This is a genomic window from Aquirufa beregesia (genome assembly GCF_011090385.1).
GTDB classification, from domain to species: domain Bacteria; phylum Bacteroidota; class Bacteroidia; order Cytophagales; family Spirosomataceae; genus Aquirufa; species Aquirufa beregesia.
In genome coordinates, this window is the sequence record NZ_SEWW01000003.1 from 256,009 (window position 1) to 279,136 (window position 23,128).

Annotated in this window: 11 protein-coding genes; 9 read left to right on the forward strand and 2 right to left on the reverse strand. The window is 40.4% G+C overall.

Going from position 1 to position 23,128, the window contains the following annotated elements:
* Positions 1–457 precede the first annotated feature (457 nt).
* The 9 genes from EWU23_RS07150 (at position 458) to EWU23_RS07190 (ending at position 20,706) form a co-directional block, all read left to right on the forward strand.
* Positions 458–3,457 carry a SusC/RagA family TonB-linked outer membrane protein gene (locus EWU23_RS07150; RefSeq protein WP_166230257.1) on the forward strand — a complete coding sequence of 1,000 codons (3,000 nt, stop codon included), beginning with the start codon at positions 458–460 and terminating at the stop codon, positions 3,455–3,457.
* A 46-nt stretch (positions 3,458–3,503) separates the two neighbouring features.
* The gene (locus EWU23_RS07155; RefSeq protein ID WP_166230259.1) at positions 3,504–4,973 is read left to right on the forward strand and encodes a RagB/SusD family nutrient uptake outer membrane protein; all 1,470 of its coding nucleotides are present in this window, start codon (positions 3,504–3,506) and stop codon (positions 4,971–4,973) included.
* A 103-nt stretch (positions 4,974–5,076) separates the two neighbouring features.
* Positions 5,077–8,379, forward strand: a complete 3,303-nt coding sequence (locus EWU23_RS07160; protein ID WP_166230261.1) for a VCBS repeat-containing protein — start codon at positions 5,077–5,079, stop codon at positions 8,377–8,379.
* A 14-nt stretch (positions 8,380–8,393) separates the two neighbouring features.
* Positions 8,394–11,705 (forward strand): VCBS repeat-containing protein, encoded by a 3,312-nt coding sequence (locus EWU23_RS07165; RefSeq protein WP_166230263.1) that lies wholly within the window; start codon positions 8,394–8,396, stop codon positions 11,703–11,705.
* A gap of 3 nt (positions 11,706–11,708) precedes the next feature.
* On the forward strand, positions 11,709–13,262 hold the full coding sequence (locus tag EWU23_RS07170) for an FG-GAP-like repeat-containing protein (protein WP_166230265.1): 1,554 nt from the start codon (positions 11,709–11,711) through the stop codon (positions 13,260–13,262).
* Positions 13,259–15,748, forward strand: a complete 2,490-nt coding sequence (locus tag EWU23_RS07175; protein ID WP_166230267.1) for a TonB-dependent receptor — start codon at positions 13,259–13,261, stop codon at positions 15,746–15,748. Before EWU23_RS07170 ends, EWU23_RS07175 begins: the two co-directional genes overlap by 4 nt.
* Positions 15,748–16,806, forward strand: a complete 1,059-nt coding sequence (locus EWU23_RS07180) for a DUF4249 domain-containing protein (protein ID WP_166230269.1) — start codon at positions 15,748–15,750, stop codon at positions 16,804–16,806. The genes EWU23_RS07175 and EWU23_RS07180 overlap by 1 nt, the downstream gene beginning before the upstream one ends.
* 144 nt (positions 16,807–16,950) lie before the next feature.
* Positions 16,951–18,732, forward strand: coding sequence for an acyl-CoA dehydrogenase (locus EWU23_RS07185; protein ID WP_166230271.1), 1,782 nt, complete (start codon positions 16,951–16,953; stop codon positions 18,730–18,732).
* A gap of 15 nt (positions 18,733–18,747) precedes the next feature.
* A complete protein-coding gene (locus EWU23_RS07190; RefSeq protein WP_166230273.1) occupies positions 18,748–20,706 on the forward strand; it encodes a M1 family metallopeptidase in 1,959 nt (652 codons plus the stop codon).
* A 113-nt stretch (positions 20,707–20,819) separates the two neighbouring features.
* On the opposite strand, the gene EWU23_RS07195 is transcribed toward EWU23_RS07190, so the two are convergent.
* Together EWU23_RS07195 and EWU23_RS07200 are read right to left on the reverse strand one after the other, a co-directional pair.
* Positions 20,820–21,683: a prephenate dehydrogenase gene (locus EWU23_RS07195; protein WP_166230275.1), complete on the reverse strand. Its 864-nt coding sequence runs from the start codon at positions 21,681–21,683 to the stop codon at positions 20,820–20,822.
* Positions 21,670–22,848 carry a pyridoxal phosphate-dependent aminotransferase gene (locus tag EWU23_RS07200; protein ID WP_166230277.1) on the reverse strand — a complete coding sequence of 393 codons (1,179 nt, stop codon included), beginning with the start codon at positions 22,846–22,848 and terminating at the stop codon, positions 21,670–21,672. Before EWU23_RS07200 ends, EWU23_RS07195 begins: the two co-directional genes overlap by 14 nt.
* Positions 22,849–23,128 lie beyond the last annotated feature (280 nt).

The window sequence follows — 23,128 nt, forward strand, 5'->3', positions numbered from 1 at the left end:
AATTCTCCATCATATAGTATATACCGAAAGTAATTTAGGGCTTGCTGATCTATTAAAAGGACGAAATCTAAGAGTCTTTTTAGTCATTTTTTTTAAATGAGTATAAATAAATAGCATAGGTCTTTTAGGGCATTTGGCGTTTTATTTTCACTATGGCCAGCCATGAAATGTTCAAAATAGGCTTAGTATACCCATTTTTTAGAGGGTGTTAATTTCTTCTTAAAGGCCGAAGGCTATTTTTATTATCCTATTTTTTTGTCGAATTATTCTACCTTTTACCGTTTAATCATTTTTTTTCTCATTTATTCTTAGTTTTTTTGTAATAATTTAGAAACAACACGAACCATTATTGCCAGCTTACCCCGGGTGTTCAAACATTCCAAAACAAATCCAATAATCTGAAGGTTGTTCTAGGTTACAGAATCATTTATCATTTTAAACCCTTAATTATTCACCTATGATGCATTCTTACAAAAGAGTGGGTCGCCTAGTGCGATCAGGTGCATGCAAGCTTAGCCTTTTACAGGTTTTTGGTGTTGCATTTGCACTATTAATGTCCTTGAGTTCTTACGCTCAAGATGCAGTTTCAGGGAAAGTAACTGATGCCAGTGATGGCTCAGGAATTCCCGGCGTGTCTGTTTTGATTAAAGGTACCACCAAAGGTGCTCAAACAGATGTTAATGGTAACTTCAAAATTAATGCTGCGTCCAATGCGACTTTGGTATTTTCTTTTGTAGGTTATTCTGCAAAAGAGGTTCCTGTTGCAGGAAAGTCAGTATTGGAGGTAAAGCTTTCTCAAGAAGCTAGATCCTTGGAGGAGGTAGTTGTAGTAGGTTACGGTACTCAAAAAAGAAAAGAAATTTCTGGAACAGTTACTAGTTTAGGAGCTAGAGATTTTAATGCGGGGGTTGTAACGAACCCTTTAGCAGCTGCTCAAGGTAAGGTGGCAGGTTTGGTGATTACTCAATCTAGTGGTGATCCTAATGCTCGGCCAACAGTACGTTTGAGAGGTACAGGTTCATTGAACGCAGGTTCTGAGCCTTTATATGTGATTGACGGTGTGATTGGTGCACCTATTGAAAACATTGCTCCAGAAGATATCGCTTCGATGGACGTGTTACGTGATGCATCTGCGGCGGCTATTTATGGTTCTCGTGGAGCTAACGGTGTTATCTTGATCAATACAAAACGTGGTAAATCAGGTATTCCTACAGTTGATTATTCTACCTACGTAGGTAGCGAATCGATTTCTCAGCGTCCACAGTTGTTGAACGGGGCTGAATTCCGTGCTGCTGCTAAGAAATACAATCAAAATTTTGATGATCGTGGAGCTAATACAGATTGGTTAGAAGTAATCACTCGTAATTCAGTTTCTCAAAACCATAACTTAGGTGTTTCTGGTGGATCAGAAAATTTAGCGTATCGTGCTTCTTTAGGTTATTTAGACCAAATCGGTACCTTGATTGGATCAGGTAAAAAACGTTTAACGGGTCGTTTGAACTTAGATGCAAAAGCCATTGACGGAAAATTGAACATGAAGTTCAATATGTCTGCTTCTCAAACGGATGGTCAATTTACAGACAACCGTGCTGTTGGTTTTGCGATGAACATGCGTCCAACAGATCCAGTGTACAATCCAGATGGCACTTATTTTCAGATTCCTGGAACATTTGCCAACTTCAACCCATTGGCTACCTTGGAAAACAGATCGAACAAGCAACGTTTGCATGACTTTTTATTCAATGCACAAGCAGCTTATACCATTACTCCAGGTTTAGTATTCAACGTGTCGGGTACATTACGTACTCAAACAGCTGATAACTCTGCATTTGCTCGTTCTACTCCAGGTAACTTATTGTTAACTGTGGGAGGAAACTCAGCTCAAAGATTCTTGAACTCTGTTACTGATCAGCAATTCGAAGCTACTTTGAACTACACCAAGAAATTGAATGATGTATCTAACTTGGTTGTTTTAGCTGGTTATACGTATCAAGATGTAGTTAATGATGGTTTTGGTGCATCTAACAATAATTTCTTAACAGATGCATTTGAAGCGAACAATTTGGGAGCAGGTTTAGGTATTCGTTCCAACCCGAACTTATTAGGTTCTTACAAGAATGAGTACAAATTGGTTTCTTTTTTAGCTCGTGCTCAATATAGCTTAATGAATAAGTATTTCGCGACGGTGAATATGCGTCGTGATGGTTCTACTAAATTCGGAGATAACAATAAATGGGGACTTTTCCCATCTGTATCTGTGGGTTGGGCTGTCAGTGAGGAAGATTTCTTGAAAGGTTCATCTACGTTGGATAACATGAAGATTCGTGCTAGCTGGGGTAGAACGGGTAACTCAGAGGGTATTCGCCCATTGTTATCTAAATCATTCTACGGAGCTTCTGGTTCTTACTATGACGGAGCAGCGGATGACTTCTTGCCAGCTTATGCGATTCAATCTAACCCAAATCCAAACTTGAAATGGGAGGTGAACGAAAACTATGGAGCAGGTATTGACTTCTCTATTTACAAAGGAAAGTTAACGGGTTCATTGGACTGGTATACGCGTCAAACAAAAGACATGTTATACACCGTAAACGTACCACAAGAGCAAGGATATGTATATCCATCTATGTTAGCAAACATCGGAACGATGCAAAACCGTGGTGTTGAGTTAACCTTAACTTATCAGTGGATTGACAAAGGAGAATGGTCTATTTACTCGACTTTGGCAGGTTCATTCAATCAGAATGAAATTGTTAGCTTAAGAAATGATCAGTTTGCGGCACCAGACCAAGTATTCTTATCTACTTCTTTGGGTAGCTTTATCCGTGGTACATCAGCGGTTAACTTCTCTGTTTTACAAGCTGGTCACCCAGTGGGAGAGTTTTATGGAGCTAAGGTAGCTAAGATTGAAAATGGTAAATACGTATTCCAAGACTTAAATGGCGACGGTGTGGTAGATCCAAACGCAAAAGATAGAACGTATTTAGGAAATCCTAACCCTACTTTTGTGGGAGGTATCACAACGAACGTTCGTTACAAAGCATTTGACTTCCAGTTCCAAGTAACCAGTCAACTAGGTGCGAAAATCGTTAATACCAATGCCTTGTTATTAGGTCGTCAAGATGGACGTATCGCTGAATCAGGTGCTTTGAAAACCGCTTTAACTTCGGTAATCAATGATGAGCGTACTATCCCAATGGACTATTATGTAGAGTCAGGTGATTTCTTCCGTATTAACAATGCTTCTTTAGGTTATACTTTACCCGTGAAAGGAGTATTTAAAAGAGCCCGTATTTATATAGCAGGTAATAATTTAGCTGTATTCACTAGTTATACTGGTGTAGATCCTGAGGTTAGTCAAGCATTATCTATTGGTTCTGCTGCTCCAGGAATTGATGTTCGTGAGACGTATTACAAAACTCGTGCCTTAACTGCGGGTATTAATCTTACGTTCTAGACATACATATAGATTAGTTATAGACATTAATTAATATCATTGAAATATGAAAAAATACATATATAAAGTACTTTCAGTAGGTGTGATTTCATCGTTAGCCCTATCGTCTTGTACAGATTTAACTGAGCCAGTGTATGATGCTATTCCGGCAGATCAATTCTTGAAAACGGATGCACAGATTGCGGCGGCACTTGGACCTGCTTATGGGGGTTTGAGAGGTATTACTTGGGATTGGTTCAACCCAAGTGAAGCGTCTTCAGATGAGTTAATTGTACCAACCCGTGGTGGTGACTGGTACGATGGTGGAGACTGGTTAGCTTATTCTCGTCATACTTGGACTCCTCAACATGGTCCTATCAACGGTATGTGGGGATTCATTTTTGGTAACATTTCTCAAGTAAATCAATTGATTCCAGTAGTAAAAACAAACCAGAAAGCGGTGGATGAGCTTCGTGCTATCCGTGCTTTCTATTACTTCATGGCTATTGATGCATTTGGTAATGTGCCTATCATCACGGATCCTACTTCGAAAAGTGATACCAAGCCACGTGCTCAAGTTTATGCTTTCATCAAATCAGAGTTAGAATCATCGATTCCTAACTTAGTAGCTGGTAAGGCATATTCACGTATGACGAAAGATGCAGCTACCATGTTATTAGCTAAGTTGAAGTTGAACGCTGCTGTTTATTCAGGAACGGCAGACTGGCAAGGTGCTTACAATGCAGCTGATGCAGTAATCAAATCTTCCAATAACTTCAGCTTGTCTTCTTCTACGGTGTCTAACTTCATCGTTCAGAACCAAGGTTCAGGAGAGAATATTTGGACTATTCCTTTCGATAGTTTCAAAGCAGGTGGTATGAACTTCCAAATGAGAACCTTACACTATGCTAATCAGCAGACATATGGCTTAGGTAACTCACCTTGGAATGGTTTCTGTACCTTAGCTGATTTTTATAACTCTTTTGAATCCAAGGATTTACGTCAATCGATGTGGATCAAAGGTCAGCAATTTGCTGCATCTGGAGCTCCTTTAACAGACGCTAAAGGTAATCCATTGGCTTTCGTTGCTGATTTCCAAAAAGATCAAATGACAGATGCTGATCCTGAATTCCAAATTGCGGGTATTCGTTCTCAGAAATATGAGATTCAACGTAACAACCCGAATGGAGACCAGTCGAATGACTACGTAGTTTTCCGTTTGGCAGATGCTATCATGATGCGCGCTGAAGCAGCTTTCCGTTTAGGAAATACCGCTCAAGCATTAGCGGATGTGAATACCATCAGAACTCGTTCTGGGGTGGATCCATTAAAAGCGATTACAGCAGAAGATATTTTAGCTGAGCGTGGACGAGAGTTTGCTTGGGAAGGATGGAGACGTAACGATATGATTCGTTTCGGGACTTTCTCCCAAGTACGTAAATTCATGAAAGTAACGGATAAATCGCGTGAATTATTCCCAATACCTCAACCACGTATTGACGCGAACCCATTGTTGAAACAAAACCCTGGGTATTAATTGATTATTTGATGATAAAAAGGCAGAGCCCCTGGTTCTGCCTTTTTATTTTATTCTGTCTATTCCCTTTGTAATTTGCAGCCCTAATTAGAAATCCTTAAGCATGAAGCAGTTTTTCCTGGTTTTTTCTTTATTAATCGTCCTGTTTTCTTGTTCTACAAAAGAAGACACGCTTTTCGAAGAACTACCTGCTTCCGAAACCGGGATAGATTTTGTCAATCGAAGTTTGGATAGAAAAGACTTCAATATCTTTAACTATCGAAATTTTTATAATGGTGGAGGCGTTGCCATTGGGGATGTCAACAACGATGGATTGTCTGATGTATTTGTGACATCCAATTTTGAGGAGAATAAATTGTACCTCAACAAAGGCCATATGCATTTTGAGGATATTTCTCAGAAAGCAGGAATTACCGGAAAGAAATTTTGGTCCACAGGTGTCACATTTGCTGATATCAATGGCGATGGCCTGATGGATATTTATGTGTGTAATTCAGGCTCACGCGATCAACGTGGGAATCAGCTTTATCTCAACCAAGGCATTAAAGCGGGGATTCCTCAGTACAAGGAAATAGCCAAAGAGGCAGGATTGGAAGATGGTGGGTTTTCTACCCATGCGGCATTTTTTGATTATGACCGCGATGGAGATTTAGACATGTATTTGCTCAACAATAGCTTTACCCCTATTGGTAAATTAGGGTATATGAATTTGCGTGAACAACGCGATAAATTAGGAGGAGATAAACTATTCAGAAATGATAGTGAGGGTCAGATCAAATTCACCGATGTTTCAGAAGAAGCTGGAATTTACGGAAGTTTGATTGGTTTTGGATTAGGAATCACGATCGGCGATGTCAACAATGACAATTGGCCAGATATTTATATTTCTAATGACTTCTATGAAAGGGATTATTTATATATCAATCAACATGATGGTACTTTCAAAGAAGAATTGGAGAAGTCGATGCCCCACATTAGCTTAAGCTCCATGGGGGCTGATATTGCTGATATCAATGACGATGGTAACCTGGATATTTTCGTTACTGATATGTTGCCTGGGGATGATCGACGCTTAAAAACTACCAGTATTTTTGAAGGCTATAACCTCATGGAATTGAAGCTGAAGCAAGGTTTTTGGCATCAATACATGCGGAATAACCTGCATTTAAATAATGGGGATGGCACTTTCAGTGAAATAGGACAACTGGCTGGAATCCATGCCACGGATTGGAGCTGGGGAGCTTTGATTTTTGATATGGACAATGATGGTAAAAAAGATATTTTTGTGGCTAATGGAATTGCCAAAGATTTAACTGATCAAGATTTTGTCGACTTTTTGGGAGACCGAAATACCATGCAACAAATGCTGAATGGGAAGAAATTTGATTATAAAGAATTTACCGATAAGATTTCTTCGGTTCCCATTCCCAATTATGCCTACCAAAATCAAGGTGATCTGAAATTCACCAACCAAGTGAAATCCTGGGGCCTTGAAGGACCTGGCTTTTCCAATGGCTCTGCCTACGGGGATTTGGATAATGATGGGGATTTGGATTTGGTGGTGAATAATGTCAATGCCCCTTTATCTGTTTACAAAAATAAGTCGACCGAAAAGCTGAAGCATCATTTTTTACGTGTTGCCCTAAAAGGGAAAGCAAAAAATTTAAATGGAATTGGTTCTACTGTGACAGTTTACCAGCAAGGCCAAACCAAAATTTTGCAGCAAATGCCAAACCGAGGCTTTCAGTCGTCCTGTGATCATCAAATGGTGTTTGGTTTAGGCGATCAAGCAAAAATTGATTCCCTGAAAATAGTTTGGCCCGATGATTCATATCAAGTGATCAAACAAGTGAAAGTAGATCAATTAATCGTTTTGAATCAATCCGCAGCGAAGAATAAGTGGTCTATGAAGGCGAGTCATAGACACATGCTTTTTGCTGATGTGACTTCCGGAAAACTAAATTACGTACATCAAGAAAGTATTTTCAACGATTACGATCGAGATGTTTTATTGAAGCAAAAATTTTCTACCATGGGGCCAGCCATGGCAGTGGGTGATGTGAACGGTGATGGATTGGATGATCTATATTTAGGTGGAGCGGCCGGACAAGATAAAAAACTATTTATCCAACAAGCTTCTGGTACTTTTAAAGAGTCTTCACAAGCAGATTTTGCTTTTGACCGAACCACGGAAAATACGGATGCTCTATTTTTTGATGCCGATAAGGATGGCGACTTAGACTTGTTTGTGGTAACAGGTAGTAATGAATTTGAGATCAATGCTCCTGAATTGCATGATTTATTGTATTTAAACGACGGTAAAGGACAGTTTAAACGAGATACTCGCTTTCCAGCGATTTATGAAAATGGGTCATCTGTGGCTGCTGGAGATTTTGACCAAGATGGAGACCTCGATTTATTTGTAGGTTCTCGCATGCTTTCCACTAAATATGGCTTGAATCCTGTGAGTAATTTGTATGTCAATGATGGCACAGGGGGATTTAAAAATCAAAGTAAGCGTTATATGCCAAATGTATCTGCGCTGGGTATGGTTACCGATGCCGAATGGGTGGACGTTAATGGAGATCATTATTTGGACTTAGTGGTTGCTCAAGATTGGGGTGCCATTAAAGTATTTAAAAATGAACGAGGAAGACAGCTTACCTTGATGGAAGATGTGAAAGGCTCTGAAGGTTTATGGAGTTCCATGAAGTCCGCGGATATTGATGGCGATGGAGATATGGATTTAATCGTAGGGAATTTGGGATTGAACTCTAAGATTAAAGCCACAGTAGAGAAACCAGCCTTTTTGCATGTAAATGATTTTGACAAAAACGGGAGCTATGAACAAATCATTTCTTGTATCACAGAAGATGGGAATACTTATCCCATGGTGCTTAAAGGGGAGATTCAGCGCGCCTTACCGATGATTAAAAAGAAGTTTATCAAGTATAAAGATTTTGCCAATAAGACCATAGAAGAATTGTTTGATGAAGATCAGCGACAAGGTATGGTGACCAAACAAATTACCACCACCTCATCTTCTTTTATGATCAACGATGGGAAAGGCCATTTTACGCTTGTTGCTATGCCTGTGGAAGCCCAGTTTTCACCCATCAAGGCCATTGAAACAGGCGACTTTAATCAAGATGGGAAATTGGACATCCTCTTAGCCGGAAACTTTTTTGATACACTTCCCGAGTGGGGGAGGTTTGATGCTAACTATGGCCTTTTACTAGCAGGAAAAGGTCAAGGTAAATTCGATGTGCTTACATCCAAAGATTCTGGATTTAGGACCATAGGTCAGGTTCGGAATATGGCCAAAATTAAATCGGCAAAACAAGGAACCTTACTGGTTTTAGCCAAAAACAATGAAGCAGCTCAGTTGTTTCAATGGAATAAATGATCTGTTTTTTTTACATGAAAGTAGTGAATAAAGCCCTAGTAGCCCTTTTTTTATCATGTATCTTGTTTGCTTGTCGGACGAATGACTCCGATGTTGTGCTGTTTGAGAAATTAGATGCTCAACAAACGAAAATCGATTTCATCAATCAAATTACTGAAACCAAAGATTTTAATATTTTAGACTACCTCTATTTTTATAATGGGGGTGGGGTGTCATCTGGCGACATCAATAATGATGGTTTGGTTGACCTGTTTTTTGTTTCAAATCAAGGGAAAAACAAATTGTATTTGAACAAAGGCAACATGCAGTTTGAGGATATCTCTCAAAAGGCAGGCATTGAAGGATTCTCCGATTGGAAAACGGGTGTAACCATGGCCGATGTCAATGGAGATGGTTTGTTGGATATATATGTCTGTGCCGTAGGTAATTTCAAAGGAATGGAAGGTTCCAATGAATTATACATCAATAACGGGGATTTAACATTTACGGAAAAGGCTAGTCAGGTTGGTTTGGATTTTACTGGATTTTCTACCCAAGCGGCCTTTTTTGACTACGATAAAGACGGCGATTTAGATTGTTATTTGTTGAACCATGCCGTGCATAATACCCGCTCCTATGACCGTGTCAATACCCGTATGTTGAAAGACAATGAAGCGGGGGATTACCTATACAGAAACGATGGTGGGCGTTTTGTGGATGTGTCCAAAGAAGCGGGAATTTACCAAGCAGCCATGGGCTATGGTTTGGGAATATCGGTAGCTGATTTGAACAATGATGGTTGGATGGATATATATGTGAGTAATGATTTTCATGAAGATGATTATTACTACATCAACCAGAAAAATGGCACATTTCATGAGGGCATTAAAGAGCATTTTAAGCACTTGAGTCGCTTTTCTATGGGTTCAGATATTGCAGATATCAATAACGACGGATACCAAGATATTATGACCTTGGATATGTACCCAGAAGATGAAAAGGTAGAAAAATCTTCCGTAGGAGAAGATCCTCTGGATATCTATTTATACAAATTGCAGTTTGGCTATTTTAATCAGTACAGTCGCAACTGCTTGCAACTGAACATGGGTGGAGAGAAATTTAGTGATGTAGCTGTATCTTCAGGGGTGGCAGCTACCGACTGGTCTTGGAGTACTTTGATGGCCGATTACGATGGGGATGGGATCAAAGACATCTTTGTTTCCAATGGTATTTTACGTCGACCAAATGACTTAGATTACTTGAAGTTTGTCATAGGGGATTCCTTGCATTACGGTTTACCCACTTCTCATCAGTTGGATCAAAAGGCCATTGATTTAATGCCCAGCGGAAAGTGGCATAATTATCTTTTCCAAGGTTCCAAAGATTTACGTTTTAAGGATAAATCCCAAGCTTGGGGATTTGAGGCCGCAGGTATTTCCAATGGTAGTTCCTATGCGGATTTGGATAATGATGGAGACTTAGATTTAATCACCAATAATCTCAATGAAGCAGCGGGGATCTACCAAAATAATGCCCGTCAGTTATTGAAGCATAATTACATCAAAATTAAATTCAAAGGTTCAGATAAAAATACCTTTGGGATAGGAGCTAAAGTTATTCTAAAAACGAAGGATGGGCAGCAATTACAACAATTAGTGGCCACTCGAGGATTCATGAGTTCGGTGGAGCCTAGTTTGTTATTTGGAATAGGAAAACAAACCCAGATTGACTCCGTTTTGGTGATTTGGGAGAACGAAAAGATGCAAATCTTGACGAAACCAAGCATTAATGCGACCTTGACAGTCGAACAAAAAAATGCGACTACCTGGGTAAAAGATTTTTCATTTGTGACCAAGGCCAAGCCCCTTTTTGAAGAGCTGAGTAAGGTTATGAATATTCCTTACAAGCATCAAGAAAATACCTATTTCGACTTTAACCGTGAATTATTAATTCCTTTCAAAGTGTCCATCGAGGGACCTAAATTAGCACTTGGTGATGTCAATGGAGATGGATTAGAAGACTTTTATGTGGGAGGAGCAAAATACCAAGCTGGGCAATTATACCTTCAAAAAAGTACCGGATTTGTGTTATCAAAACAAACAGCATTTTTAGCAGATTCTTTGCAAGAGGATGTGGATGCTTTGTTTTTTGATGCTGATGGCGACAAAGATCAAGATTTGTACGTGGTCAGTGGAGGAAATGAGTTTTATGACAACATGCCAGAGCAATTTGATCGCTTGTACATCAATGACGGGAAAGGAAACTTCACGCATAATTTGGCGGCTTTACCACCCATGTTTGATAATAAATCAGTAGTTCGACCTATCGACTATGACCGTGATGGGGATACGGATTTGTTTGTAGGAGGCAGAGTATTGGCTTATCAGTATGGACTTTCTCCCAAATCTTATTTATTGATTAATGATGGTAAAGGTAAATTTACAGACAAAACACAGTTCCTAGCGCCTGAGCTTAGGGAGGCGGGTATGATTAGCGATGCTGTTTGGGTAGACTTAGACAATGATCGGGATCAGGATTTGGTAGTCATTGGAGATTGGATGCCCATCAAAATGTTCTATAAAGACAAAGGAAAATTGAATTTGGCAGAAAATGAATTATCAGAATTGACGGGTTTTTGGGGAGGTTTAAGCATAGGGGATTTTGACAAAGATGGAGATATGGATTTAGTGGTGGGTAATTTGGGAACAAATACCAAGCTAAGGAGAGATCCGGGCGGTGAGCTGAAAATGTTAATCAAGGATATTGACCATAATGATACCAAAGAACATATTGTAGCTTATAACCGAGCAGGGAAAGATACTTGGTATCCCATCAATAGTAAAGATGAATTGGGAAAACAGATTCCAAGTATTATCAATAAACGCTTTACTGATTACAAGAAATTTGCTGGTTTACCTATTGATAAACTATTTGAAAAGGAGGAATTGGAAGGCGCCCTAGAAAAACGAATCAATACTTTTGAATCCATTTACGTGGAAAATCTAGGTGGAGGTAAATTTAAAAGAAAGGATTTACCTAGCTTGGCACAAGTATCCAAAATCATGGTACTAAAGACGGAGGACGTCAATCAGGATGGAAATTTAGACGTAATTATTGGAGGAAATTTTAATGGAGCCTCGATGTATCAAGCTCGATATGATGCTTTCTTTGGACTTATTTTAGCAGGAAATGGTCATGGAGACTTTAGCCCGTTAATTCCCACCAATACAGGATTACTCTTAGAAGGAGACATACGAGATATCAAGCAAATCAAAATGGCCAAGGGGATTTTATATTTGGTTAGTCGGAATAACGATCAATTACAAGTATTTAAAAAGCTAAAATAAACCATGGAGCTAAACCAAGAGAAGCTTCATATTTCCAGTTATTTGCCCCTAGGCTTAGCTGTCTTGCTATGGCTGTCTATAGCCAGTATTTCACTTTTTACTTGGAGTTGCCAAGATACTCAAGTGGCCGAAGGAAAGGCCTTGGCACAGCAGCATTGTGCTACTTGCCACGCTTTACCAAGCCCGGGTATATTGCCTAACAATGTTTGGAAATACAGCACATTGCCCTACATGGGGACGCTTATGGGGGTTCAGAAAGAAATTGATCAATTGCAGAAACCTTTATCGGATTATGCCATATTGAAATCTCCTCAAGCACTCATTTCCGACGATGATTGGGACAAGATTAAAGCCTATTATTTAGCAGAATCACCTGCTAAATTTCCTGAAACGAAGACTAGCCCCATAGCGCCGTTAGAAAACTTGTTTAGCGTGGAGGATTTGCCTGTGAAATTGGATGGAGGCACTTTTCCTAATTTCACGGCCATTAAAATAGATGAGGCAAGTCGACAGATCATTGCCGGAGATCAGTCGAATCGGATCATTTGGTTATTGGACAAACAAGGGAAAGCCATTCAGCAATGGAAAGACCAAAATGCCTTAACCCATGTAGAGGGCAGTCGAGGAAAATACCGTTTTACTTACATCGGAACTACCACTCAGGCTAATCCAGAAGTGAATGGTGTTAGCCATTCGGTGACATTGACGTCGACCAACACGCAAATGAATCAGCAGGATTTGAAAAATTTGAATCGTCCATTGCAAGTGATTTCCGCCAATATGGATGAAGATTCTGGTCAGGAGTTGGTTTCTTGTGAATTTGGCTTTCAAGTGGGAGGCTTATCCATTTGGAAAAAAGGTAAAGCAGGAACTTGGGTACAACAAGTGGTGGAGGCGCAGACAGGGGCTACCCGTGTTATCGTGAAGGATTTTAACCAAGATGGAAAACAGGATATGTTGGCCTTGTTTGCTCAAGGAGATGAGCGGATTATCCTGTATTTGAACCAAGGCAAACTACAGTTTAGTCGTAAAATTCTTTTGCGTTTTCCTCCCATTTACGGTACTAGTTCATTTGATATAGCGGATTTAGATCAAGATGGGGATTGGGATATTGTATGTACAGCAGGAGATAATGCCGATTTTTCTACGATTTTGAAACCTTATCATGGCATTTATGTATTCACCAATCAAGGAAACTTTCAGTTTAAACAGCGCGCTTTTTATCCTCAAAATGGCGCCACGAAAGTATTGGCAGCTGATTTTGATATGGATGGAGATCAAGACTTCGTTTCTATTGCCCTTTTTCCGGATGTTCAGAAACGTGGTGAAGAAGGATTTCTATATTGGGAAAATTCAGGTACCACTTGGCAGGCTAAGAGTTTACCCATTCAGCATCTTGGCCGCTGGTCGGTGATGGATATGGGCGATCTAGATGGCGATGGCGATGTGGATATTGCCTTGGGCAGTCATGCCGTAGCTAAATTCCCTGAAGGTAGTTTTGATCCTGCCTGGAAGCAGGCAAAAGGAGTTTTAATTTTACGCAATCAGAAACGATGAAACAGGTCTTGCTTGTGTATTGTTTCCTATTGTCCTTCGCCACCTTGGGTCAAAAAAAAGGTTATTTTATTTTTTCCGGAACTATCCAAGATATCGAAACGAAGACTCCTTTAGAAGGAGCTTCTGTCCTGTTTTCGGGTCTTACAATTGGTACAAAAACGGATTCTTCCGGGTATTTTTCACTCACACTGCCCGCCCGTTCCTACCAAGCGGTTTTTCGCAGCCTTGGGTATAAATTTAAATCGGGTAAAATTGACTTAAAAGAAAATGTCCGTATATCGGTTTATTTAGAGAAGTCGGAACAAATGTTAGATGAAGTGGTCATATCGGAGGAGAAGTCAGATGCCAATGTGAGCAGAACCTTGATGGGGGTGGAAAAGATGACGAGTAAGACGCTGAAAAAATTGCCCAATTTGATGGGAGAGGCAGATGTGATTCGAAGCATCATGTTGCTTCCCGGTGTCTCAACCGTGGGAGAGGGGGCTTCCGGCTTTAATGTGCGAGGTGGTAACGTGGACCAAAATTTGGTCTTGCTAGATGGAGTGCCGCTGTTTAATACTTCCCATTTATTTGGTTTTTTTACGAGTTTTAATGCCGACATGGTGCAAGATTTGAGTTTGTACAAAGGAGGAATTCCAAGTAAGTATGGAGGTCGTGCTTCATCCGTGTTAGATGTGCGCATGAAGGAAGGTGATTTTGAAAAATGGCAAATTCAAGGGGGAATTAGTCCCATTTCCAGTCGACTGTTAGTAGATGGGCCATTGAGTAAGGGGAAAACGTCCTTGATTTTGGGTGCCCGAGGGTCGCTGTCAGATTTTTATTTGGGTTATTTTCCCAATCCAGCACTTCAAAAAAGTAAAGCCAATTTTTACGATGTTAATGTCAAATTGACGCACCGCATTGGTAGAAACCAGCGTTTGTCCTTATCTGCTTATGTTAGTAATGACGGTTTCAAATTTGCGGCAGATACTTTGTATGCTTGGCAAACCAAGACCTTAAGCTTTCAACATGTTGCCTTATGGCGAAATTGGTCACATCATTTCACTGCCTTTGCGAGTGAATATGCTTATGGTATTGAGGGATTGAAATCAGGCTATGAGTTTATTTGGCGACCGTCGATTGCTCAAAAGACCCTGCGGGAAGATCTAAGCCTTGATTTGAAAAAGTGGGGACGGGGTGATCTTGGAGTAGAATTTACAGCTTACCGGAATGATGCCGGAACTTTTCAGCCTAGTACAAACAATTCTGTTGTGAATACTTTTCCCATGCAAGCGGAATATTCGCGTGAAATGTCTGTATACCTTGGGCATAACCTGCAGATTAATAAGCGGTTCAGTCTGGATGTTGGCTTAAGGTATGCTTATTATCAATTACGCGGTCCGCAGCAGTTTTATCGCTATAAACCAGGTTTACCCCGTGCCATAAACGCAATTACAGACACTTTAGGCTTTCTGTCAAACGATGTAATACAATCTTACGGAGGCTTTGAACCGCGATTGTCATTCGCCATAAAATTGGACACCAATACGTCCATTAAAATGGGTTTTAACCGCATGCAGCAGTTTATGCATTTGTTGTCCAATACCATGGCAGTATCACCCGTGGATATTTGGAAGAATTCAAATCCTTATTTGCCCCAACAAGTAGCCGATCAATATTCGATCGGGATTTTTAGGAATTTTAGCAATGCACAAAACGCAGTTTTCGAGGCATCGGCAGAAGTATATTACAAGCGTTTATCTCATGTTATTGATTACATCGATGGGGCCGCTATTTATTTGAATCCAACGGTGGAGACAGAGTTATTAGTAGGGGAAGGCCGTGCCTATGGGGCTGAGTTTTTCTTGAAAAAGGCGCGGGGAAAACGTTTGACAGGTTGGATTTCCTATACCTATGCGCGCTCGTTTCGGTTGATTGAAGCCAACGAAAATCAATTGGCGGCCAATTTCGGGAAGGAGTTTCCGGCCAACTTTGACATGCCGCACAATTTTAAATTTGTGTTGAATAATCGTTTATCCAAACGAATCTCTTTTAATGCGAATTTTACCTATACTTTCGGCCGGCCGATAACCTATCCAAATGCCCGCTATAAGGTATATGCGTTCAATGATTTATTTGATTATGGATATGCAAGTGGAATTTTTCCTCGGCCAGGCTTGGTTCCATCCTCCAATGGTAATTCCTATTTGACGAATACAACCATTCAGCCCTTGTTGGACGGATATTCGAGTCCCAGTTTCACATTGCGTAACCAAGAGCGGATACCTTATTACATGCGCTTGGATATTGGGTTCACAATTGAACCGAAGGAAGCTAAACGATGGCAGGGTAGTTGGAATTTTTCCATCTACAACCTTTTAGCCCGAGAAAACGCCTATTCGATTTTTTTTAGGTCATCAACTGGTTTGATTAACCAAGCGCGCACCTATCAATTATCCGTGTTGGGAGCAGCAATTCCGTCCGTGACGTATAATTTTAAATTCTAATGAAGAAATTATTGGTATTGGTCGGTTTATTAGGTTTGTTCTCTTGTGAGACGGAAATAACGGATTTTAAGACGGAAAACTTGAGTGACGCGCTTGTTGTATATGGTGAGATGTCAAATTTGGCTGGTCCTTACACAGTTCGTTTAAACTATACGTCAGGTTACTCACCATTTGATCCCACACAATTCCAAGGGCAGCCGATTCCTGGGGCGGCTATACGGATCGTGGATGAAACCGGGTCGATCACTGCATTAAAGGAGATGCAAAAAGGAATGTATCAAGCGCCTGCGACATTTCTGGGTCAGGTAGGAAAAAAATACCGGTTGGAAATTAGGACAGCCGACGGACTCGAAATTGCATCGGATTGGCAGCAACTATCACTACCTGTTGGGCTGAAGTCATTTACTTCCACTTATAAGAATGCAGATAAGGTAGAGGATATGTATTTTAAATTGCAGGCCAGTGTACAAGATACCCGCGGAACCGAGGATTATTATTTTGTTAAACGCCAAGATTTCATTCAGTTTTTGACAACTTGTCCTAACCCTCCACCGCCACCGGCTCCGGTACCCGTTTGTTACAATAAGTGTTGGCAGGCAACCCCAAATACGCAGCCAATATTAACGGAAGATACCTTTTTGGATGGACGGGAAATTGCTTTACCCCTGGTACCGATCCCCTATGATGATTTTACGGAATGGTTTGTACAGCTGGAGGTCTACCATGTAGATAAAGCGACTTATCTGTACTGGAAACGCCAGGAAGACCAGCGGATCTTGGACGGGGGGATTTTTGATAAGGTACCCGCACAAATCATCGGGAATTTGACCTGTTTGAACAGACCAGACCGGCAGGTATTAGGATATTTTATGGTCGCTGGAAAATCGAAAGAACGCAGGTTAGTGGATAGGTATCAGGGGATTCCCGCTACATCTTATCAAAAGCTTGTTAGTTATATCGATTTTAACAAATTGAGACATCAAAATTCCCCCTTGTGGGATTGCCGTTTAGCTGCTTGGATTCCGTACAATGTGGGATTGGCCTTACCCGTGTACTGATAATTAACCGTTTTTTTTTATTCATTTTTCCCTTTATTTCGGCAATCCTTACAGGTCTGTAGAATCAGCCCGGTGAAACACAAACTAGTATGCTTGCATAATATATTTTTTTTCTGCATTTTTGGATTTCTAATGTGTAGCTATATGGCAAAAGAATATGACCGTCGGAATCTCGACTTTATTTTAAAAGAAGTTTTGGACTTCGGTTCCTTGTGTTCCCACCCTTATTTTGCGGATTATACACCTGATATGTTTGATATGGTGTTAGATTCTGCGGAATCTATCGCTGAACGTTATTTACGCCCTCATTTTGTAGATACAGATAGACATCCCGCGGAATTGATTGATGGAACGGTACATGTGCATCCATCCACGGAGGCATATGTCAAAGAAATGGGTGAATCGGGTATGATAGGGTCCACTTTTTCGTATGAAAAAGGAGGTCAGCAATTACCCAGCACAGTAGGAGGAGCTCATGAGTTTATCCGTGGAGCAGCTAGTAATTCCATAGTTATGTTTACGGGATTGACCAATGGAGCAGCCCACTTAATTGCCTCATTTGGTTCTGAAGCTTTAAAGGCAGAATATGTGCCCAATATGTTGAATGGACGCTGGACAGGAACCATGTGTTTGACGGAACCGCAGGCAGGTAGCTCGCTCAATGATGTGTCTACCCAAGCTAAGGATTTAGGTAATGGGACTTATGCCATTAAAGGACAAAAGATTTTTATATCAGGAGGAGATAATCAATTCTCAGAAAATATTATTCACCTCGTTTTAGCTCGTTTGGAAGGGGCACCGAAAGGCACCAAAGGGATTTCTTTATTTGTGGTTTCTAAGCGTAGAAAAGAAAATGGAACGTGGGTTTCCAATGAAGTGACTTCATTAGGTTTATACCATAAAATGGGTCAAAAAGGCACACCGGCTTTGCATTTATCCTTTGGGGATAAAGGTGATTCCATAGGTTATTTAGTAGGTGAGCCGAACAAGGGACTAAGCTACATGTTTCAGATGATGAATGAAGCTCGTTTGGGAGTAGGTATGGGAGGCGCTTACATCGCTTCTGCGGCCTATCATTTCTCCAAACAATACGCCAATGAACGCTCTCAAGGACGTAAATTGAGTAATAAAGACCCAGAAACACCTCCAACTTTGATTAAAAACCATCCGGATGTTCAGCGTATGTTGTATTTCCAAAAGGCCATTGTAGAAGGAGCCATGGGATTGTTGTTCCAAAGTTTTATGTGGGAAGACTATTCCAAATGTTTGACGGGAGAGGAAGCTGAAAACTACCATACTTTATTGAATTTAATGACTCCAGTGGCTAAGACTTATCCTGCCGAAATGGGCTTACAGGCAGTTAATCAGGGAGTTCAAGTATTGGGCGGTTATGGATATACCGAAGATTTTCCTTTGGAGCAAATGGCCCGCGATGTGCGGATTATGTCCATTTACGAAGGAACTACCGGCATACATGGTTTAACCTTATTGGGCAGAGAAATTCCAGCGAATCAAGGTAAGGCGTTAAAATTATTGGTGAACCTAATTCAAAAGGACATAGAGGAGGCTAAAAAGCAAACAACTATCCAAGCTTATGCGGAAGAATTGGAGAAAGAAGTGGCCAAATTAGGTCAAGTGACCATGCATAAACTGAAAATTGCAGCTGAAGGAAAACCAGAACTGTTTTTAGCGGATTCTACTTTATACATGGAATTGTTTGGACTCATTGTGGTGGCATGGCAGTGGTTAAAGCAAGGAACTGTGGCCAGTAAAGCTTTAGCAGAAAGCCCGTCTGTCCTAGATAAAGAGTTTTATCAGGATAAATTACATACCATGAAATTCTTCTATCACTATGAAGTGCCTAAGGCTTTGGGATTAAATAAACGATTAATGGATACGGAAAATTTAACCGTATTTGAATCTTAAACTAGTATGATTTTTATGAAAAGAATATTGGCTTACGCTTGCCTATTGTTGACCTGTACTTTGACAGTAAATGCTCAAACGAAGTCGGCATATAGTGCATACGACTTATTTCATCCTTTATGGAATTATCAATCCAATTCACCCTATCGTTCAGGTGCAGGTATCCCAGGTCCATCTTATTGGCAAAACTCCGCCGATTATAAAATTCAGGTGAGTTTGGATGAGGAGGCTAGGAAAATATCTGGGGATGTGGAGATTACGTATAAAAATAATTCTCCAGACAAATTGACTTTTCTTTGGTTGCAATTGGATCAAAATTCCTTTAATACACAATCTCGGGGTGGTAAAACTACACCTATTTCAGGAGGACGTTTTGGAAATGTGGGTTTTGATGGAGGCTATAAAATCGAAAGCGTATTGGTGGATGGAAAAGTGACTCCATTTATCGTGGAAGATACCCGCATGCAAATTCGTTTGGTACAACCTTTGGCAGAAAAACTAGGACAGGCTAAAATCAAGATTGTTTATTCATTTACTTCTCCTCAAAATGCATCTGATCGCATGGGCTTGCAAGAGACCAAAAATGGCATGATTTTTCAAGTAGCTCAGTGGTTTCCGCGCATGTGTGTATACGATGATATTGAGGGTTGGAATGTGCTTCCTTATTTAGGTGCAGGAGAATTTTATTTAGAATATGGCAATTTCGAATATGCCATCAATGTGCCAGCCTCCCATTTAGTGGTGGGTTCGGGGGAATTACTCAATCCTTCCGAAGTATTGACTGCGGAGCAGTTAAAGCGTTGGAATGCCGCGGCAAATTCTGAAACTACAGTTATCATTCGTGGTGAGGATGAAGTGAAAAATCCTGCTTCTCGACCAGCGAAAGACCGTTTGACATGGAAATTTAAATGTCAAAATGCCCGAGATGTGGCTTTTGCTACTTCGAAATCATTCATCATGGATGCTGCTCGAATCAATTTACCCAGTGGAAAAAAATCTTTGGCGATATCGGTTTATCCAGAAGAGTCCAATGGTAAAAATGCCTGGGGAAGATCTACGGAATATGTGAAGGCATCCATTGAGTATTACTCGAAGTGGTTGTATGAGTATAGTTATCCAACAGCTACTAACGTGGCGGGTATCGTGTCAGGCATGGAATATCCAGGAATTATTTTCTGTGGATTCCGTGATCAAACAGCGGCCTTATGGGGAGTAACAGATCATGAATTTGGACACAACTGGTTCCCGATGATCGTAGGCACCAATGAGCGCAAGTTTCCTTGGATGGATGAAGGATTCAATACCTTCATCAATTTTTATTCCACGGATGCTTTCAACGATGGGGAATACAAGAACCGCAAATTTGATATGCATCAAATTGCTAAACCCATGTTTAGAGAAAATGCCGATCCTATCATGTCGATTCCCGATGTGGTTCAGCCAAGAAATTTAGGATGGGAAGCTTACAACAAACCGGGTTTTGGATTGAAGATTTTGCGTGAACAAATCTTAGGTGCTGACCGATTTGACTATGCATTCAAGAATTATATTAAAAACTGGGCATTTAAGCACCCTACTCCTTATGATTTTTTTCATGCCATGGAAGATGGAGCAGGAGAGGATTTAACTTGGTTTTGGAGACAATGGTTTTTTGAATTATGGAAGCTAGATCAAAGTGTGAGTGATGTGGTGTATGTGGAGCAAAATCCTACCAATGGTGCCATTATTACCATCAAGAATTTGGATAAAATGATCATGCCGGGAATCGTTGAGGTAGAATTATCGGACGGGAAAAAAGAGCGATATACTTTCCCCGTGGAGATCTGGCAGCGTGGTGGCAGTTGGGAGTTTAAGGCCAATACTACTTTGCCCATTAAATCAGTAACCATAGATCCAGATCATGTTTTTCCTGATTTGAATCCTCAAAATAATACCTGGAAACCTTATTCTTATCGAGTACCTAAGGCCAATTAACAGGAATTTGTGAAATTCAAATCCTGTGTTCTATTTATTAATACTTTTGTTTTATGCTTTCATCAGCACAACTAAAATGCTCCAGACATCGCAAGAAGTCTGGAGCTTATATTTTATTTACGGTTTAGAATCCGACCAATGTCATTTGCCTTGGCTAATTCTTCCTTGAGTTTTTCATAGCTGCCAGAAAGCATCAATCCTTTATATTTCAAAAGTGTGTTGATGTATTCATCCAACACGTCCATCAAGTTTTCTTGATTTTGGTGAAAAATCTGAATCCATGTTTCTGGGGACGACTTGGCCAAACGAACGGTTGATTCAAAACCAGTAGATGCGAGTTCGAAAATACGTTTCTCGTCTTTTTCCTTTTCCAAAACGGTATTAGCCAAGGCGAAAGAACAAATGTGGGAAATGTGGGAAATATATGCCGTATGGACATCATGACTGATGGAATCCATATAGATCAGGTTCATGTGTAAACCGTCTTGGTATAAACTCTCTATTGTTTTTTCGGCATCCGGGTCACTTAGTTCCTGATCACAAATCACGCAGCGTTTACCTTCAAAAAGTCCATCGATAGCCGCTTCTGGACCAGAGAATTCCGTACCCGCCATGGGGTGAGTTGAGACGAATTGCTTTCTTCTAGGATGATTTTTTAGGGCTTCATAAATGGGACTTTTGGTAGAACCCACTTCTATGACGATTTGTTTTTCATGGAACTGATCCAAAATTTTGGGTAATTGTTCCACCAAATTATCCACAGGAGTAGCTATGATGAGGACATCAATTACTTGTAGCGCTTCATCCAAAGGTAATAGACGATCAATCAACCCTAATTCCAAAGCTCTTTTTTGGTTTGGGCGATTGGTATCGATACCGATACACTCTTTGGCCCATCCACTTTTACGTAAACCCAGCGCCATGGAACCACCAATTAATCCAATACCTAAAATTCCAACGACTTTATTTGATTCCATTCGACTGTGTTTTTATGCGCTTACTAGCTGTTTCAAAAAGGGAAATGGGGGCACATAAAGATGTGCGGATGTAGTCATTTCCTTGACTACCAAAAATGCCTCCGGGTGTGATGAAGACGGCATTTTCTGTTAAAATTTTGTCGGAAAGCTCATAACCATTGGCATATTCAGCTGGGACTTTGGCCCAAACAAACATACCACTTTGTTTTGGGTCATAGCTGCAGTTCAGTAAGTCCATTAACTGAAACACTACTTTTTGACGAGCGGAATAAATCTCATTTTGTTGTTTAAACCAGGCAGAATCTGCTTGCAAGGCTTCCACAGCAGCTTCTTGTAGCGGTAAAAACATACCTGAGTCCATATTGGATTTAAAGGTCAAAATGGGGGCTAAGAACTCCTGTTTTCCCATGACTGCACCAATTCTCCATCCGGCCATGTTATGGGACTTGGATAGAGAGTTTAATTCTAAGGCCACTTCCTTCATTCCAGGAATACTTAACATACTAATGGGCTCATCATTTAAGATGAAGCTATAAGGGTTATCGTTGACCAATAATATAGAATGTGCAAGAGCAAAATCACGCAGTTTTTCAAAAAATGCCTTGTCGGCCTTCGCACCTGTGGGCATATGAGGATAATTCACCCACATGATTTTCACTTTGGATAAATCACGTTTTGCCAATGCATCTAAATCTGGCAACCAGCCATTGGCTTCAGACAACTCATAACTCTGTACTTCAGCACCTGTTAAGGCACAAGCGGCTTGGTAGGTAGGGTACCCAGGATTGGGAATAAGAGTGATATCTCCTTTTTCCAAATAGGCCATAGCAATGTGCATGATGCCTTCTTTGGAACCCATCAGAGGCAATATTTCGGAATTAGGGTCAAGAGCTACTTGATATTGTTTATCGTAAAATTGAGCAAAAGCTTCACGCAATTGGGGAATGCCTTGGTAACCTTGGTAGGCATGGTTTTCTTTTTTCTGGGCACTAATAATCAACGCCTGAATGGTGGCATCTGAGGGTGCTAGGTCAGGACTACCTATACCGAGATTCAGCACAGGTATACCTGATGCTTTCAAGGCTGCAATCTGCTTTAGCTTGGTAGAAAAGTAGTATTCTTGTACGACTTGTAACCGAGAAGCTGGAGAAATGGTGAAGCTCATAAAACAAAAAAACCGACTTGGGGCCGGCTCATAATAAGTTTAAATTAAATCTATACCTACAATAGCCTATTGGCAGGATGGGAATCCTGCGTAATAATAAGCGTAATAATAAGTAGTTGAATGCATAATCATGTGCCAAAGGTATAAAAAAAATGTTTTTATGCAAACCGCAGTTTAGGGTTGCCACAAAGAGACATTCCAAATTGAGAACAAATCTTCTTGGAATAAAATTGGAAACCTTGGGCTGATTGTATAGATTAGCATCGCCTAATGGCAATCT

Bases quoted from the DNA above. Each gene is read 5' to 3' on its own strand.
- EWU23_RS07150 (WP_166230257.1), top strand. From the start codon at position 458: ATGATGCATTCTTACAAAAGAGTGGGTCGCCTAGTGCGATCAGGTGCA.
- EWU23_RS07155 (WP_166230259.1), top strand. From the start codon at position 3,504: ATGAAAAAATACATATATAAAGTACTTTCAGTAGGTGTGATTTCATCG.
- EWU23_RS07160 (WP_166230261.1), top strand. From the start codon at position 5,077: ATGAAGCAGTTTTTCCTGGTTTTTTCTTTATTAATCGTCCTGTTTTCT.
- EWU23_RS07165 (WP_166230263.1), top strand. From the start codon at position 8,394: ATGAAAGTAGTGAATAAAGCCCTAGTAGCCCTTTTTTTATCATGTATC.
- EWU23_RS07170 (WP_166230265.1), top strand. From the start codon at position 11,709: ATGGAGCTAAACCAAGAGAAGCTTCATATTTCCAGTTATTTGCCCCTA.
- EWU23_RS07175 (WP_166230267.1), top strand. From the start codon at position 13,259: ATGAAACAGGTCTTGCTTGTGTATTGTTTCCTATTGTCCTTCGCCACC.
- EWU23_RS07180 (WP_166230269.1), top strand. From the start codon at position 15,748: ATGAAGAAATTATTGGTATTGGTCGGTTTATTAGGTTTGTTCTCTTGT.
- EWU23_RS07185 (WP_166230271.1), top strand. From the start codon at position 16,951: ATGGCAAAAGAATATGACCGTCGGAATCTCGACTTTATTTTAAAAGAA.
- EWU23_RS07190 (WP_166230273.1), top strand. From the start codon at position 18,748: ATGAAAAGAATATTGGCTTACGCTTGCCTATTGTTGACCTGTACTTTG.
- EWU23_RS07195 (WP_166230275.1), bottom strand. From the start codon at position 21,683: ATGGAATCAAATAAAGTCGTTGGAATTTTAGGTATTGGATTAATTGGT.
- EWU23_RS07200 (WP_166230277.1), bottom strand. From the start codon at position 22,848: ATGAGCTTCACCATTTCTCCAGCTTCTCGGTTACAAGTCGTACAAGAA.